The 16,191-nt window shown below is 62.7% G+C and carries 15 protein-coding genes; 6 read left to right on the forward strand and 9 right to left on the reverse strand.

Going from position 1 to position 16,191, the window contains the following annotated elements; translation table 11 throughout:
• Positions 1 to 116 precede the first annotated feature (116 nt).
• Positions 117 to 764: a histidine phosphotransferase ChpT gene (gene chpT / locus ACQZ5H_RS28200; RefSeq protein ID WP_112711440.1), complete on the reverse strand. Its 648-nt coding sequence runs from the start codon at positions 762 to 764 to the stop codon at positions 117 to 119.
• Between the two features lie 189 nt (positions 765 to 953).
• On the opposite strand from chpT, the gene ACQZ5H_RS28205 reads away from it, so the two are divergent.
• Together ACQZ5H_RS28205 and ACQZ5H_RS28210 are read left to right on the forward strand one after the other, a co-directional pair.
• Entirely contained in the window at positions 954 to 1,550 is a 597-nt protein-coding gene (locus tag ACQZ5H_RS28205) for a DUF1134 domain-containing protein (RefSeq protein ID WP_449099643.1), read from the forward strand.
• Positions 1,551 to 1,669: 119 nt separating this feature from the next.
• Positions 1,670 to 2,824, forward strand: a complete 1,155-nt coding sequence (locus ACQZ5H_RS28210) for a hypothetical protein (RefSeq protein WP_449099644.1) — start codon at positions 1,670 to 1,672, stop codon at positions 2,822 to 2,824.
• Between the two features lie 3 nt (positions 2,825 to 2,827).
• On the opposite strand, the gene ACQZ5H_RS28215 is transcribed toward ACQZ5H_RS28210, so the two are convergent.
• Both ACQZ5H_RS28215 and ACQZ5H_RS28220 read right to left on the reverse strand, forming a co-directional pair.
• Positions 2,828 to 3,646 carry a TrmH family RNA methyltransferase gene (locus ACQZ5H_RS28215; RefSeq protein ID WP_449099645.1) on the reverse strand — a complete coding sequence of 273 codons (819 nt, stop codon included), beginning with the start codon at positions 3,644 to 3,646 and terminating at the stop codon, positions 2,828 to 2,830.
• 3 nt (positions 3,647 to 3,649) lie between these two features.
• Positions 3,650 to 4,033, reverse strand: coding sequence for a hypothetical protein (locus tag ACQZ5H_RS28220; protein WP_112711444.1), 384 nt, complete (start codon positions 4,031 to 4,033; stop codon positions 3,650 to 3,652).
• A gap of 36 nt (positions 4,034 to 4,069) precedes the next feature.
• On the opposite strand from ACQZ5H_RS28220, the gene ACQZ5H_RS28225 reads away from it, so the two are divergent.
• The gene (locus ACQZ5H_RS28225; RefSeq protein WP_413710098.1) at positions 4,070 to 5,104 is read left to right on the forward strand and encodes an RluA family pseudouridine synthase; all 1,035 of its coding nucleotides are present in this window, start codon (positions 4,070 to 4,072) and stop codon (positions 5,102 to 5,104) included.
• 163 nt (positions 5,105 to 5,267) lie between these two features.
• Entirely contained in the window at positions 5,268 to 6,176 is a 909-nt protein-coding gene (gene rpoH / locus ACQZ5H_RS28230) for an RNA polymerase sigma factor RpoH (protein ID WP_112711446.1), read from the forward strand.
• Between the two features lie 593 nt (positions 6,177 to 6,769).
• On the opposite strand, the gene ACQZ5H_RS28235 is transcribed toward rpoH, so the two are convergent.
• Positions 6,770 to 9,217, reverse strand: coding sequence for a hypothetical protein (locus ACQZ5H_RS28235; RefSeq protein ID WP_449099646.1), 2,448 nt, complete (start codon positions 9,215 to 9,217; stop codon positions 6,770 to 6,772).
• A gap of 59 nt (positions 9,218 to 9,276) precedes the next feature.
• Entirely contained in the window at positions 9,277 to 10,572 is a 1,296-nt protein-coding gene (locus tag ACQZ5H_RS28240) for an adenylosuccinate synthase (RefSeq protein ID WP_112711449.1), read from the reverse strand.
• Between the two features lie 196 nt (positions 10,573 to 10,768).
• On the opposite strand from ACQZ5H_RS28240, the gene ACQZ5H_RS28245 reads away from it, so the two are divergent.
• A complete protein-coding gene (locus ACQZ5H_RS28245) occupies positions 10,769 to 11,686 on the forward strand; it encodes a DMT family transporter (protein ID WP_449099647.1) in 918 nt (305 codons plus the stop codon).
• Here the strand turns inward: ACQZ5H_RS28245 and ACQZ5H_RS28250 are convergent.
• Complete coding sequence (locus tag ACQZ5H_RS28250) at positions 11,683 to 12,528, reverse strand: GNAT family N-acetyltransferase (protein ID WP_112711451.1); 846 nt, start codon at positions 12,526 to 12,528, stop codon at positions 11,683 to 11,685. The two genes, ACQZ5H_RS28245 and ACQZ5H_RS28250, sit on opposite strands and share 4 nt — an antisense overlap.
• 403 nt (positions 12,529 to 12,931) lie before the next feature.
• Here ACQZ5H_RS28250 and ACQZ5H_RS28255 point away from each other — a divergent pair, with 403 nt between their 5' ends.
• Positions 12,932 to 13,792: a DUF6030 family protein gene (locus tag ACQZ5H_RS28255; protein WP_449099648.1), complete on the forward strand. Its 861-nt coding sequence runs from the start codon at positions 12,932 to 12,934 to the stop codon at positions 13,790 to 13,792.
• 3 nt (positions 13,793 to 13,795) lie between these two features.
• On the opposite strand, the gene ACQZ5H_RS28260 is transcribed toward ACQZ5H_RS28255, so the two are convergent.
• From ACQZ5H_RS28260 to ung, 3 genes are all read right to left on the reverse strand, one after another.
• Positions 13,796 to 14,404 (reverse strand): alpha/beta hydrolase, encoded by a 609-nt coding sequence (locus ACQZ5H_RS28260; RefSeq protein ID WP_449099649.1) that lies wholly within the window; start codon positions 14,402 to 14,404, stop codon positions 13,796 to 13,798.
• Positions 14,405 to 14,417: 13 nt separating this feature from the next.
• Positions 14,418 to 15,350, reverse strand: a complete 933-nt coding sequence (locus ACQZ5H_RS28265) for a VOC family protein (protein ID WP_199627699.1) — start codon at positions 15,348 to 15,350, stop codon at positions 14,418 to 14,420.
• 138 nt (positions 15,351 to 15,488) lie between these two features.
• A complete protein-coding gene (gene ung, locus ACQZ5H_RS28270) occupies positions 15,489 to 16,190 on the reverse strand; it encodes a uracil-DNA glycosylase (RefSeq protein WP_449099650.1) in 702 nt (233 codons plus the stop codon).
• Between the last annotated feature and the right edge of the window lies 1 nt (position 16,191).

The raw sequence follows: 16,191 nt of genomic DNA on the forward strand, positions 1-16,191 counted from the left end.
TGCTCCTTCGCCCCACTTCTGTCCCGGTGGCGCTTCCTCAGCCTGAAAGGATAGGTCGATTAGGCTAAGGAAGTCTTACCGAGAAAGAGACAAACTGCTCTCATGCAACCGTAACGTTAGGCCGCAGCGATTTCGGCTGTAAAAATAATCTCTTCGCCGGTTGCCGAATGGCCGAGCTGCATGCCGCATTCCTCGGCGAGCAGGACGGTGTAATAGGGCTGGATCGAGTGAGCATCGACAGCCTCTTCGACATGGCCGGAAGCGATCTCGACGAATTTCGGCGGCATGCGCATCAGCTTGCCCTTGGCGACGAGCTTGAACTTGGCGTCGAATTCCGGATTTTCCAGCGTGATCTCGATCGAGCCGCCGCGCGGGATCGAGGAGTAGGCAACGAGGAACAGGTTCAGCAGCAGCTTCACGCGGTTCTTGGCGACGATGGCGCGCGGGCCAGTCCAGGTGACCTCGGTCTTCTTCTCCGCGGCCGCGAAATCCTTGGCGGCACGCTCGGCTTCGCCCGTGTCGATCGACGCGCCGACGGAGCCGGAGGCACCGAAGGCAAGGCGGGCGAACTTGAGGCGGACGGAGGCGTTCAGCGCGCTGGTGCGGATCAGATCCATGGCATCGGCGTCGGCGCCGCCCTCGTCGAGCAGTTCGAGACCGTTATTGATGGCGCCGACGGGCGAGATGACGTCATGGCACACGCGGCTGCAAAGAAGAGCAGCCAGGTCCGGGCCGGTCAAAGTAAGATTTGGGTTCTTGGACATCATCGTCTCCTGATGGCGAATACTTCATTCCGCCATATCTTGCCTGATCAAAATTGCACGAAGTTTGCGCCCGTACTCGGCGCCATAATGACACCATATTTGGTAAACCGATTGTTAAGACGATCGGAGCAAAATGCGTCAATTGCCGGAAACGGCTCATTGAACCGACCATGATGAACGGATGACACCATGCACCTTCAATCCCCAAGAAGATTTATGGGCTTCTGCCGGCTTATTGTCGCGCTGACCATTTCTGCATTCATGCTCTCCTCGCAGCAGGCGGCCGCCCAGCAGGCCAACAGCAGCCAGTACACCGTGCAGGAGATCGTCGACGCCGGCCACTCCTTCTTTGGCTCCACCAGCGGCGGCCTCGCCAAGGTTGTCGAAGCCGCATTCCAGAAATACGGCCTGCCGAACGGCTACATTCTCGGCCAGGAAGGCTCTGGCGCCTTCATCGCCGGCCTGACCTATGGCGAGGGCCAGCTCAACACCAAGAATGCCGGCGAGCATCCGCTCTACTGGCAGGGCCCGTCGCTCGGCATCGATTACGGCGGCCAGGGCACCCGCGTCATGATGCTGGTCTACGACCTTCCCTCGATCGACAGCATCTATGCCCGTTTCGGCGGCGTCAGCGGCCAGGCCTTCGTCATCGCCGGCTTCGGCATGACGCTTCTGAAGAACAACAATGTCCTCGTCGTGCCGATCCGCACCGGCGTCGGCGCCCGCCTCGGCGTCAATGTCGGCTACCTGAAGATCACCCCCGGCCCGACCTGGAACCCCTTCTGATAATGGAGTGGACGGCGGGATTCTTGCCCGCCGTCACCCATCCGCCACTTGCCGCGCGCGCATCGCGTGCGTAATCATTGGCGCGAAGCAAATCACTTTCTGGAAGCATTGACCGCGCCGTGATCGAATACGCTCTTCTATTCGGGCTGGGTTTTCTGACAGCGGCCTTCCTGGTCTTCCTGGTTTCCCCCGCCATCCACCGCCGCATCGTCTGGTATACGGAAAACCGGATGAAGGCGACGATGCCGCTGAGCCCGCAGGAAGTGCGCGCCCAGAAGGATATGGTCCGCGCCCTCTACGCCGCCGACAATGCCCGCACCACGCAGGATCTTGCCCGCGAGCGCGAGAAGTCGCTGTCGCTGCAGCTGCGCCACGATTCGCTGGCGCTCGATGCCGGCCGGCTGGCCGCCGAGATCAGCACCCTGCAGGGCCAGATCAGCGATCTCAACGTCGAGGCCGCCGAACTGCGCTCGCATCTGCGCAAGGACGAGAACTATATCAGCCAGCTGAAGACCAGCCTGCACATTGCCGAGCAGTCGAGCTCGCAGAAGGAAGGCGAACTCGAAGCGCTGCGCAGCCGCCTGAACAAGCTTGCCGAACAGTCCGACAACCTGAAGATCGACATGGCGGCTCGCGAAACCGAGATCGAAAGCGTCAAGTTCCGCGCCAATGCGCTGCGCGACGAGCGCGATACGCTGCGCCAGGACGTCAATCTCCTGCAGAAGCGTGCCAAAGATGCCGAGCAGAAGCTGACCCAGCAGGAACACATGGTGATCCGCCTGGAAGACAAGGCTGCCCGCGAAACGGCATCCGCTTCCGACAAGGAAACGCTGCTCACCCGCCGCCAGCAGGAAATCGCCAAGCTGAAGGAACAGCTGAAGGGCGCCAATTCCGAACTGCGCAAGGCAAGCCGCGCCATGCGCGACGCCGGCGTTTCCGGCTCACTGCTGAACGCGCTTCCCGACGCACCACCGGCCGAGCCGGAAGAGAGCATCGATCCTGCCGCCGTTGCCGCAAGTCTGGCCGACGATGTCCGCGCCCGCAGCGCCGACGTCTCCGACCGCATCCTCAAGGCCAAGACAGTCACCGGCAAGGACAGCGCGCTGCGCGAAGAGATCGCCTCGATCGCTGCCAAGGTGGTGGCGCTGACGGCATTGAAGGAAGGCGAGACCTCGCCGATCCGCAAGCTGCTGCCTGAAACCGCCGAGACCGGCGCTCAGGACCGCCTCAATCTCGCCGGCCGTGCCGCCGCGATCCTCACCGAAGACAAGTAAGCGTCAGATCCGCTTGGCGGCAGATGCCATGGAAAACAGCGCGATGCCTGTTGCCGTCGCGACGTTCAGGCTGTCCAGCCCCTCGGACTGTGGAATCCGGGCACTGCGGAAGCGCACGAGAATCTCCGCCGGCAGCCCCTCCCCCTCGGTTCCCGCCACCAGCGCCATGCGCGGCGACGCCGGGATGCCGCGGATATCGACGGTACCGCGCGGCGACAGCGTCCAGATATCGAAGCCGCGTTCCGCGAGCCCGCTCAACAGGCCCAGCGCAGAACCACTGCGCTCATAGGGAACGCTGAGCACCGAACCGACCGAGACGCGCAGCGCCTTGCGGTAGAGCGGATCGCAGGAGGTTTCGTCGAGGAAGATCGCATCGGCCTTGAAGGCCGCCGCATTGCGGAACATCGATCCCGCATTGTCGTGATTGGAAATGCCGCATCCGGCAATCACCAGCGCCTGTTCCGGCAGCCGGTCGAGGAGGCTCGTCTCGGGAGAAAGCTTCCGGCCGAGCGCCAGCACGCCGCGATGCAGGTGAAAGCCGACAATGCCATCGAGCGTTTCGGCTTCGGCAATATAGACTGGCACATCGTCCGGGAATTCGGCAAGGATATCGGCAACGCCTGCCGCCCGGTTGGCGAGCAGCAGGATCTTTTCGGCGGCGAAGGTGCCGCGGCGATGCGCCTGCGCCAGCATGCGCAACACGACGGTGCCCTCGGCGATGAACCGTCCCTGCCGCCCCGTCAGGTCACGCTCGCGGATCTCGCGGAACTCCGCGATCCGCGGATCCGCGGCATCAACGATCATGACGGGAGCGGCCGCCATGGCTCAGTTGCCGGCGACAGCGATATCGGCGACGGTGTGGCCCGTCTTGGTATCGACGACGATCGCCCGGTGCTTGCCATCGGCGCCCTGGCCGTAGAACAGGATCTGACTGCCCGAAAGCGAGGTCGACTGAACGGCAAAGCCTGAAGGCAGTGTGACCGTGCCGCTGACCGGCGAACCCGACGGCACGCCGTTCGAGGCGACGGGTGCGCTACCCGCAGGTTCCGTCCGCGTCACCTTGTAGACAACGGCGCCGAAGACCGCCATAAGGCTCACAAACATGATGGCGCCCGAGACGATCTGCAGGCGAACCATCTTGCGCCGGACATTTTCCATTGCCGGATCAAGGGGCTTTTCTTCCTGGTCGTCTATCTCGATTTTCGTCATTACGGCGTCCTATGAATTCCTCGGAGAAGAAGCGTCTTGAGCGACCCCTTTAAACAAGCATCCGGCATTAGGAAAGTCCTGACGGCAGACGAGAGCGCCGAAGGCCGCCTCGATGCCTGGCTGACGGCCCAGCTCGGCGCCGAATTTTCGCGCAGCCGCGTCAAGGTGCTGATCAAGGACGGCATGCTGACGGTGAACGGCGCTCCAGCCGCCGATCCGCAGAAGAAGGTGAAGCCCGGCGAGACCTACGAGATCCTGTTGCCCGAGCCTGAGGACCCGGAACCCAAGGGCGAGGACATCCCGCTCGACATCCTCTTCGAGGACGACGACGTCATCGTCATCTCCAAGCCGTCGGGCCTCGTCGTCCATCCGGCCGCCGGCAACTGGACCGGCACGCTGGTCAATGCGCTGATCCACCATTGCGGCGAGAGCCTTTCCGGCATCGGCGGCGTCAAGCGCCCCGGCATCGTCCACCGGCTGGACAAGGATACGACGGGCGTGATGATCGTGGCAAAGAACGACGTCGCCCATCGCCACTTGTCACTGCAATTCGCCGATCACGGCCGCACCATGCCGCTCGAACGCGCTTACCAGGCGATCGTCTGGGGCCGGCCACCGACGCTGAAGGGCACGATCGACGCGCCGCTCGGCCGCGGCACCGCCGACCGCACCCGCCGTGAAGTGAAGCGCGCCGGCAATCAGGAAGCTGACGAGGCGATCACCCATTACGAGGTGCTGGAGCGCTTTCACGAGACGTCGAACGCGCTGTCGCTGGCCTCGCTCGTCGAGTGCCATCTGGAAACCGGGCGCACACATCAGATCCGCGTCCACATGGCCCATATCGGCCACCCGCTGCTGGGCGACGCCGTCTATGGCGGCGGCTTCAAGACCAAGGCGAACCTCTTGCCCGATGATGCCCGCAAGGTCGTCAATGGCTTCAAGCGTCAGGCTCTCCACGCCTATATGCTGCAGTTCGAGCATCCCCGAACCGGTGAGATCATGCGCTTCGAGGCGCCACTGCCTGATGATATGATGGAGCTTGTCGAGGCTCTTCGCGGGGCGTCTCTATAACGCCTTCGTGAAGACCCCGCTGGCCTTGAACCCCTGTTCGGCCATACTTATCTGTATATGGACTTAGTGCGGGCTCTAGTTTGAGGCGCACGTCCCGGTTTGCCTTTATCGACGCGGGGACGCGTTCCATCGGGAACCGGAATCTATATAGGAGGGTGCAATCATGGCCCGTAACAACCTGCCATCCATTACGGCCGGCGAAGCCGGTCTGAACCGTTATCTCGACGAGATCCGCAAGTTCCCGATGCTGGAGCCCCAGCAGGAATACATGCTCGCCAAGCGCTATGCCGAACATGGCGACCGCGATGCTGCGCACAAGCTCGTCACCAGCCACCTGCGCCTCGTTGCGAAGATCGCAATGGGCTATCGCGGCTATGGTCTGCCGATCGGCGAAGTCGTCTCCGAAGGTAACGTCGGCCTCATGCAGGCCGTGAAGAAGTTCGACCCGGAACGCGGCTTCCGCCTGGCAACCTACGCCATGTGGTGGATCAAGGCCTCGATCCAGGAATATATCCTACGTTCGTGGTCGCTCGTGAAAATGGGTACGACCGCCAACCAGAAGCGTCTGTTCTTCAACCTGCGCCGCCTGAAGGGCCGCCTCCAGGCGATCGACGATGGCGACCTGAAGCCGGAACACGTTTCCGAGATCGCGACCAAGCTCAACGTCTCCGAGGAGGAGGTCGTATCGATGAACCGCCGCCTGTCTGGCGACGCGTCGCTCAACGCCTCGATCAAGGCGTCCGAAGGCGATAGCGGCCAGTGGCAGGATTGGCTGGTCGACGATCACGACAGCCAGGAAGAAGTGCTCATCGAGCAGGACGAACTCGACACCCGCCGCCGCATGCTGTCCAAGGCAATGAGCGTGCTGAACGACCGCGAACGCCGCATCTTCGAGGCACGCCGCCTCTCCGACGATCCGGTGACGCTGGAAGACCTGTCGTCCGAGTTCGACATCAGCCGCGAGCGCGTCCGCCAGATCGAAGTCCGCGCCTTTGAAAAGGTCCAGGACGCGGTCCGCAAGGAAGCGCTGGAAATGGCCAAAGCCGTCCGCGTGGTCGAAGCCACCGCCTAAGGCGCAAGCGTCAAGACAAACGAAAAGGCGGGTCAATGACCCGCCTTTTTGCGATTTGGAGACCCCAGACTCCGCACTGTAGGGCGTCGAGACTTGTAATGACCCGCATTACAATTCCTCAAGACGGCTTTGATACGCTTTGCAATGAAGGGTCGAGCGACTAGGACCCTCAGCAAAAAGTCAAAGCGAGGTGTGCATGAAGCTTCTTCTGCCAATCGCATCGTCTATAGGCCCAGTCTACTTCGCCCTCCAAGAAGCGTCCATCATATGGGTTCTATTGTGGGCAGCGCTTTGGAACTCTCTTCGATGGCTCGTAGGATGGAGGACCGCGCTCAACATTGCGCTTGAGCCTAGCGACCAGCCAGCGTCCTGGCTGGAGACCCATCCCGCCGTGTACATGGCACTTGCGTTCGTAACCTCACTCGCAGCCTTTATGTTTATCCACGTCACAGCTTATGTGATCGTGCGGCACATCATCTGAAGGTCTCGCGATGACGGCAATTGCCGCAAAGCGATCAGTGCAGCTTGAACACAAGACAAAATAAAAGGCGGGTCAATGACCCGCCTTTTTTGTTTCTGCGATGCGCCTCGCCTTACTGGCTGGTGCTGACGTCGCCGAGCGTGCCCCAGTCGCGGATCGCGGTGGTGAACGCCTGGGCGCCGGTCGAGCCCTTCTGCATGGTGATCAGGGCGCGGCGGCCGTTGCGGTAGGTGATCGGGATATCGATCCAGTCGCGGGTGGCGAGCAGGTCGAGGTTCGACTTGCGGGCATCCGGATAGTCGTTGAGCGCGATCATGTGGAAGTCGTCGGTGATCTTGGCGGGCACCGCGATCAGCGCGTCGCCGCGATCCTGCTCCGTGCGCTTCATCGAGATGCGCTGGACGCTGTCGATCTTGCCGCCTTCGAAATTCGGCGGCACCGAGAAGACAATCTCGACCAGATGGCTAGCCGGCAGCGACGGGTCGGAATTGCGCTTGAAGGTGACGAGAGCCGAGAGATTGCGCTCGGGAACGGTGACGTTGCCCTGAACGGTCGCGACGTCCTTGCCGCTTGCATCCTTCTCGTGCTGGACGCTCCAGACGACAGAGCCCTGGATCGCCGTCGGCGAGCTCTGGCCGATCCGCTCCTCATAGAGGAACATCTTTTCCGAAGCGCCGACCGGCGCGGTCACCTGCGGCTGCGCGGCCGCGGCATCGCCTGCAGCCGGCGGCTGGGCAGCGGCCGGATCCGTCTGGGCGGCCGGTTGCGCCGGAGCCTGGGCCGGTGCGGAAGAAGCAATGCTCTGCTGCGCGACCGACTTGCCTTCGGCAGTCGGCGTTGCGGCGGCGGTCGCCGGGCCGGCATCGGTTTCGGTGCCGTCGGCCATCAGGCGCTGGTTGAACTTGTTGGTGACGGAGGCGCCGTCATCGAGCGCAGCAACCTGCTTGTTGGCGTCGGCGGCAGGTGCTGCCGAGCTGCCATTGGCGGCCGGTGCCGCAGTGCCAGACGCAGGAGGCGTCGTTGCCGACGGCGTCGTGCTGGCGGCAGGCGCGGTCGTCTCGGCAGTCTTCGGCGCCGAGCTGATCAGGCCGTTGACCATGGCATTCAGCTGGTCGCGGTTCATCCATGCGGCATAGCCGGCACCGCCGAGAACGGCGAGCACCAGGACGATGCCGATGATGCGGCCGAGGCCGAAGCGGCGGCGCTTCGGCTCCATGCGGAAATTCTTGTTCTGCAGCTTGGCAGCGACGATCTGATCGATATCGGCAACCGGGGCCGTATCGTCATCGTCGTTGGCAACGGAACCGCGGCGGCCGTAGCCACGCAGCGCTTCGGCTTCCTTCCACTCGCTGCCGGGAACATCCGGCGCGGGCTGCTGCGGCTTGTTGCCGTGCACTTCGGAAAACAGATCGGAATCGTCTGTCCGCGCCTGTGCGTTGTCGGCCTTCTTCGGCGCATCGATCGGCGGCAGGTCGTCGAAAGCCGCGGCCTCCCACGAGAAGCCCTCGTTGGCAGCCGGCATCTTCGCCGTTTCAGGCGCGGTCTGCAGGCCGGACAGCGCTTCCTCGAAGGCGCGCGCACCGGCATCCGCCGAAGCGGCAGGGGCGAGGCCCGAGAAATTATGCAGTTCCTGGTCGGCCCAGACGGTATCGGCATCCTTCGGCGGCTCTGCCGGCGTCTCCGCGGCAGGCTCGTTCCATACGGGATCGAAGCGCGCGGCGGCTTCGCTCTGCAGCGGCTCTTCCTGCGTCTGTTCGACGAATTCCTGCGGCTTTTCGAAAGAAGCGAAGGGCTCTACCAGCCGGTTGGCCGGATTGTATTCGCTTGCCCGCACCGGCTCGACGGCTTCCACCGGCTCCGGCTCAACGACAGGCTCTTCATACACCGCCGGTTCGGCAGCGTGATATTCAGGCTCTACGGGCTCTTCGTGATGCGGCGCCTGCCAGGCTTCGGTGGGCGCATCCTCGACAGGCTGCTGCCACGGTGCCGGTTCGGCATGGACTTCAGGCTCGGCGTGAACCTCCGGCTCAGCGTGAACTTCAGGCTCCGCGTGAACGTCATGCTCTGCGTGAACTTCCGGCTCGGCATGAACCTCGTGCTCGACAGCATGCACCGGCTCGTCGTGATAGACGGCCTGCGGCTCTTCGTAAGCGGCTTCGGCGGCAACCGGCTCTTCGTAAACCGGATGCTCTTCGTGAGCGACTTCCTCGACCGGCTCGGCAGCCGCCTCGACGGCATGCTCCTCGGCGGCGGCAACCGGCTCTTCAGCCGGAGCGGCGGGCTCTTCGTAATGCGGCTCGGGTGCGGCCTCTTCGGCAACGGCCGCGGCGGCTGCCTCATCGGGCAGCGCCTCGGCATGTTCGGCCTCGACTTCGCGAATGGCGGCATCCAGCTTTTCAAGCTGCCGTTGCAACATCGCTTCCGGCGGACGCGGTTTCATGTTTTCGAGCTGCCGCTGCACTGCGCCGCGGGCACGCTCGTAAACCTTCACCCGCATCTCGGGGGTATTCTCGGTCAGACCGTCAACGGCCCGCCGGATGACTGCAATAAAATCCGCCATTCGTACTTTCTCAAAAGGCCCGGCTTAAAGCACGGGCCAAATCGGTATGACCCGCGACATTAATCCTCAAAGGGATCGGTCACAAGTATCGTGTCATCTCGCTCAGGGCTTGTGGACAACAGGGCCACCGGCGCGCCGATCAGTTCTTCGACCTGGCGCACATATTTGATCGCCTGCGCCGGAAGATCGGCCCAGCTGCGGGCGCCGACGGTGGATTCCTTCCAGCCTTCAAGCGTGATGTAGACCGGCTCGACGCGAGCCTGAGCAGCCTGGCTTGCCGGAAGATAATCGATCTCCTTCCCGTCAAGCTTGTAGGCGACGCAGATCTTCAGTTCGTCGAGACCGTCGAGAACGTCGAGCTTGGTGAGCGCGATGCCGGTGATGCCGGAGGTCTTCACGGTTTGGCGCACCAGAACCGAATCGAACCAGCCGCAGCGGCGCGGACGGCCGGTGTTGACGCCGACTTCGCGGCCGACGGTCGACAGGTGCTTGCCGATCTCGTCATGCAGCTCGCAGGGGAACGGGCCCTCGCCGACGCGGGTCGTGTAGGCCTTGGTGATGCCGAGGACGTAACCGATCGCCGTCGGGCCGAGGCCGGAACCTGCAGCCGCCTGACCGGCAACGGTGTTGGACGAGGTCACATAGGGGTAGGTGCCGTGGTCATTGTCGAGCAGCGCGCCCTGCGCACCTTCGAACAGGATGCGGGCGCCAGCCTTGCGCTGGTCGTCGAGGATGCGCCAGACCTGGTCGACATAGGGCAGGACCTGATCGGCAACGTCGTGCAGTTCCTTCTCGAGCGATTCCACCGAAATTTCCGGCAGGCCGAGGCCGCGGCGCAGCGCGTTGTGGTGCGTCAGCAGGCGGTCGATCTTGGCCGGCAGCGCTTCCTTGTCGGCAAGGTCGATGGCGCGGATGGCGCGGCGGCCGACCTTGTCTTCGTAGGCCGGGCCGATGCCGCGGCGGGTGGTGCCGATCTTCGTGCCGCTATTGGAAGCCGCATCTTCACGGAAACCGTCGAGGTCGCGGTGCAGCGACAGGATCAGCGGCGCGTTGTCGGCGATGCGCAGCACGTCAGGGTTCACGTTGACGCCCTGGGCGCGCAGCTTCTCGACTTCGGCGACGAAGTGATGCGGATCGACGACGACGCCGTTGCCGATGACGCTGAGCTTGCCGCGCACGAGGCCCGACGGCAGCAGCGCCAGCTTGTAGCTGACGCCGTCGATGACGAGCGTATGACCTGCATTATGGCCGCCCTGATAGCGGACGATGACATCCGCACGTTCCGAAAGCCAATCGACAATCTTGCCCTTGCCTTCGTCACCCCACTGGGAACCGACCACGACTACGTTCGTCATCCAACTCTTCCTGTTACCGGCGGATTATCCGCGCCCTGCTCAAACCCGCGCATCTATAAAGGTTTGTTTTTTGGAAAGCGACCCTGTTATCGCGGTGAAATGGGCTTTTTGCGTGACAAAACAGCCCGCAGCGGGCTATTGCCGCTCCGGTCCACGCCTTCCTCCCCAGCCTTTGCCGCATACGGAAAGAATCATCGTGCAGATCACGGCCTATATTTGCCTCGTCATCGCCACGCTGTGTTGGGGCGGCAATGCGGTGGCCGGCAAGCTGGCGCTGGGGCATGTGAGCCCGATGATGCTGACGCTGCTGCGCTGGACGCTGGCAACGCTGCTGATCGCCGCGGTCTCCCTGCCCTACCTGAAGCGCGACTGGCCGCTGGTGCGCAAGAACCTGCCGCTGCTCTTCTTCTACGGGATCATCGGCTACACGACCTTCAACGCCATGCTCTATTCCGCCGTGCAATATACGACGGCGATCAACGTGGCGATCGAGCAGGCCGGCATTCCGATGCTGATCTTCCTGCTGAACTTCGTCTTCTTCCGCACCAGCGTCTCGGCTGCCCAGTTCGCGGGCTTCGGCATGACGCTCATCGGTGTGGCGCTGACGGCTGCCCATGGCGATTTCGCGACACTGCTGCAGCTCAGCCTCAACCGCGGCGACGCACTGATGCTGATCGCCGTCGTCGCCTATTCCGTCTACACGATCTTCCTGCGCCGGAAGCCGCCGGTCGACTGGCGCACGCTGATGGCGATCCCGGCATTTGCCGCCGCGCTGACCTCTGTACCGCTGCTGATCTGGGAAAGCTCGAAGGGCAACGTCCAAGTGCCCGATGCGAATGGCTGGGTCATCGCCTTCTACACGGCGATCTTCGCCTCGCTGCTGGCGCAGATCCTCTATATCAAGGGTGTGGAGACGATCGGCGCCAATCGCGCCGGGCTGTTCATCAATCTGGTGCCGGTCTTCGGCACCCTGCTCTCGGTGCTCCTGCTCGCCGAAGAGCTGCAGACTTTCCACATGGTGGCACTTGCCCTGACGCTCGGCGGCATCGCGATCGCCGAAAAGGGCCGGCCTAAAGACGCCGCACCGACTGTGCCCGCCTCGCCGGTCGACTAGCCGAGTTCCAGCGTCGTCACGCCATAGACATTCCTAAGCGGGATCGACGGCGCCTTGCCGCGATACATGCGCATCGTCTCCAGCACGGGCACGAGGCCGATGCTTTCGGCCAGCGCCAGGCCGTCCTTGTTGTCTTCGGGCACGTCGATGAACACCTGCGCGCCATCGGCCTCGGTGATCAGCTGCGCCATCAGCGCGGCAGCCGTATCGGCATCGGCGGCAAACAGCGGGCCGATCTTGTAGCCCTCGTAACAGCGGCGGATCGTGCCATAGCCGCGGATCTTGCCGCTCTTACGCACCACGGCGCTCCTGCGGCCCTTGCGGCTGGTGCACCAGGCGCTGACGAATTCCGGCCGCGCCGCCGGGAAAATCGAGGCGTCGTAGCGCACGATGCCATCGGTCTTGTCGGTCACGGCCTGGGCGGTCAGCGACGAGGACGGAACGGAGGTGGCGACGCCGCCGAAGCGGATCGTCTTGTAGGCCGGCTCGAAGCCTGCCTTGCGGTAACTCGGCTGCTGCGCCTCGACGCCATCGAGACCGATCGCCCGGCCCTCGGCAGATGCCATGCCGGCATTCCAGATCGCCTTGCCATAGCCTTTGCCGCGGAAATCGGGATGGACGATGTAGAGGCCGAGAAAGGCGAATTCATCGCCATACTTGACGACCGAGATCGAGCCGACGGGGACTTCCCCGACAGCGCCGACGAAAAAGCCGGAAGGATCTGCATCATGAAACGCGAGGGAATCGTCGAGGCCCGGATTCCAGCCTTCCTGACGGGCCCATTCAAGCACAAGCTCCAACTCGCCCGGCCGCATGGGGCGAACCGCAAACTCCGAATTCATGCAACTTCCCTAACCAACTCTGCTGCAAACCCGCAAAGCGCAACATGAAGAAAAGCTAAAGTCTAGCTTTCCCAGCATCCCCGCCCCGTACGAAGAAACATGTTCATGACTGAAGCGATCAAGCATCGATCGCCATAAGGCACGGCGCGAAGAACTTCGTGCCGCAATTATCATGAAACAACGCTGTAACAATCTCAAGAAAATTACTTAACAAATCGGAAGCGGCGGGCCGCTGAAATAAGCGCGTTTTCGTGATTGCAGAATGCTTTATCGCTTTTTTGAATAGGCCCTGCGCGGCCTCAGTAGAATTTTCGTTATTTCCTTTGGCTTTTCGTTTTATCTTTACCGTTACGAAACGCGCTCTGCACGCCTAAGATGCGCCGCATCAGGTTTGGAAACGACGTTGGCAACCGACACGACAGGCCAGGGAATGAAGACCCCGCCGGCACGCCGCAGACGCGGCCTGGTGCTGTGGCTGATGCTTGCCCTCTCGCTCTCTCTCATCGGCGGCACCGTTCTGCTCTCGAACGACATGCGCCACCTGCGCGGCCTCGCCGAACGGCTGGGCTACAGTTTCGACAAGCCCAAACCGGTGGCGGCGCTGCCCCGCACCTCTCCACCACCGCCAAGACCGCGCCCGCCGGTAAAGCCGGTGCTCGCAAGCATCGAGCACGATCCGCGGCTGATGGAAGCGCCGCTCGACGAGCTCGCGGCCGCATTCTTCCGGACATGGTGGACGACGGGACCGGCGATCTGCGAGGCCTTGCGCAAGGCAGGCATCGAGACGACGCCCTGGCGCGCTGCCGCCATGAGCGGCGACACCTTCGAATGCACCTTCCAGCAGATCTACAAGCAGGATGCTGAAAAGCCACTGAGTTCCGTCTTCGTGATCATCCGTGGCGACCGCACCGGCGCGATCGCCAATATGCGAGCAAAGCTGGTCGGCCCGGAAACGGATACGGCAGGCAAGCTCGATCCGGCAGCGATGCGGATTTTCGAGACGCTGCTTGCCCAGCCGCACTGGCAGGATTTCTCCGCCATGCTGGCCGCGATCCGCGAGTTGAAGGATGCGAAGGAGGAAAGCTTCGGCGCCAGCATCAGCTTCGCTCGCGAAACGACGAGCGACAACAGCTTCAACTTCATCATCGCCATGAAGGCCGCACCCGGCCCGCAGGTCCGCACGCGGGCCTATTTCTCGGCCGCCCGCTGGCTCGAAATGCCGGAGCAGCCGCCTTCGGAAAAGCGGCCGCCCTATTTTCGCTAGAGCCTAAAAATACGGCTCGAAGAACGTCCTGATGGCGTCGATCTCGTTCGGCCGGATATCGTGGCCGCCCGCATGCCACTCCGTCGTCACCTTGGCCTTTTCGGTTTCGAAATAGGCCGCAAGCGCCTCGGTCAGCGGCACCGGGCAGATCGGGTCGCGCTGGCCGGCGGTGATCAGCACCCGGCGCCCGGCAAGCTCCAGATTGGGCTTCGGCTGGAACGGGATCAGCGGATGCATCAGCACCGAGGCATCGAACAGCCCCTTCTCGATCAGCACATTGGCAAGAATGTTGGCGCCATTCGAGAAGCCGAGGCCAAGGATTTGCGACGCGCCGTGGTCGACGGTCAGATCCTTGACATAAGCGGCCATCTTCTCCGTCGCCCGGGCAAGGTCTTCCATATCGTAGACGCCCTCGCCGGTGCGCTTGAAGAAGCGGGCGGCACCGTGTTCGGAGATATCGCCGCGCGGCGAGACGATCGTCGCTTCGGGCAGCAGGCGCCGCCCGAATTCGAAGAACTGGTTCTCGTCGCCCCCCGTGCCGTGCAGCACGAAGAGAATAGGCTTTCCGGGTGCACCGGCATGCAGCCGGTGCACATATGAAGTATCAGCCATTGCTGTTCTCCCGTTAGGCTTCGAGCGGCGGCAGATGCTGCTCGATCAGGTCACGCAGATGCGCGTGCTGCTGCGGCAGTTTCAGCGCCTCGCCGAGATGAGCGGTATCCTCGTCACGGTCGAAGCCGGGTTCGTTGGTGGCAATCTCGAACAGCACGCCGCCCGGCGTACGGAAGTAGATCGCCCAGAAGTAATCGCGGTCGATAACGGGCGTCACCTGGTATCCGGTATCCATCAGCGCCTTGCGCACTTCGAGCTGCTTTTCGCGGTTCTCGACGGCGAAGGCGACATGGTGGACCGAGCCGGCACCCGGAAGCGCGCGGTTGATGCTCGGCATCGTCTCGAGGTCGATCAGATGCGCGCCATTGCCGCCGGGCATGATCAGCCGCTTGACGCCGTCCTTCTCGTCCTGAACGTCGTAGCCCATGAACTTCAGGAGCTCGGACGTCGCACCATCGTCACGCAAGCGCATGGCGACCGAGTGGAAGCCGCGGATCGCGTGGTCTTCAGAAATACCGCCATGCGTCCAGGGCTGGCGGGCATCGTCCTTGACCTCGACAAGCGCAAAGCCGTCGCCGTCAGGACCGGCGAAGTTCAGGCGCTTCTCACCGAAGCTCTCTTCGGTCTTCAGGCCATCTGCATTGAGCTTCGTCAGGCGATCGCTCCAGAAGCCGATCGAGCCTTCCGGGATGGAGAATACGGTGGTGCCGACTTCACCGGTGCCCGGACGGCCCTTCGGCATCTTCGGGAACGGGAAATAGGTCATGATCGTGCCCGGCGAGCCGGTCTCGTCACCATAGTAGAGGTGATAGACATCGGGCGCGTCGAAGTTGACGGTCTTCTTGACACGGCGCAGGCCGAGCGCATCGGTGAAGAACGTATTGTTGGTGCGGGCATCCTCAGCCATCGACGTGACGTGGTGCAGGCCCTTGATCTGGTTCAACATGGAAAACCCCTTTCTTGCCCGCATCGGCGGGCTTTCGATGGGTGATAGATGATCCTTCATCCGCCGCAGGAATAGCCCCGCAGATCGACACGCATTGTCTCCAATTATTGAACGACAAAAGACACGCGTTCAGAAAATCTAGCCATCCTGCGGGTTTGGCGGCAGTACCCAATCGATCGGCGTCCGCCCATGGGACTGCAGATAGGCATTGGTCTTCGAGAACGGCTTGCTGCCGAAAAAGCCGTTATGAGCCGAAAGCGGCGACGGATGCGGCGCCTTCAGCACCAGATGCCGGGACGTGTCGACGAACGCTGCCTTGCGCTGAGCATAGGAGCCCCAGAGGATGAAGACGACATTCTGGCATTCCTCGTTGACCCTGCGGATCACCGCATCGGTGAACTGTTCCCAGCCCTTACCCTGATGCGAGGCCGCCTGCGATTCCTCAACGGTCAGCACGCTGTTCAGGAGCAGCACGCCCTGCTTCGCCCAATGTTCGAGGAAGCCATGGCGCGCGCGCTCGATGCCCAGATCGCTTTCCATTTCCTTGTAGATATTGACGAGCGATGGCGGGATGCGCACCTCGGGGCGCACGCTGAAGCAGAGCCCGTGTGCCTGGCCGAGACCGTGATAGGGATCCTGCCCGAGGATCACCACCTTCACATCCGCCAGCGGCGTCAGGTCGAGCGCCCGGAAATATTCCGAGCCCTTCGGAAAGATGTGCTTCCCCGCCTGCTTCTGCGCCTGCAGGAAGGCTTTCAGCTGGTGCATGTAGGGGCTGGAGAACTCGGAAGCGAGCGCCGCCTTCCAGCTGTCTTCAAGGGCAATCGTCTGTTCGGTCATC

The organism is Rhizobium sp. 21-4511-3d (assembly GCF_053522545.1).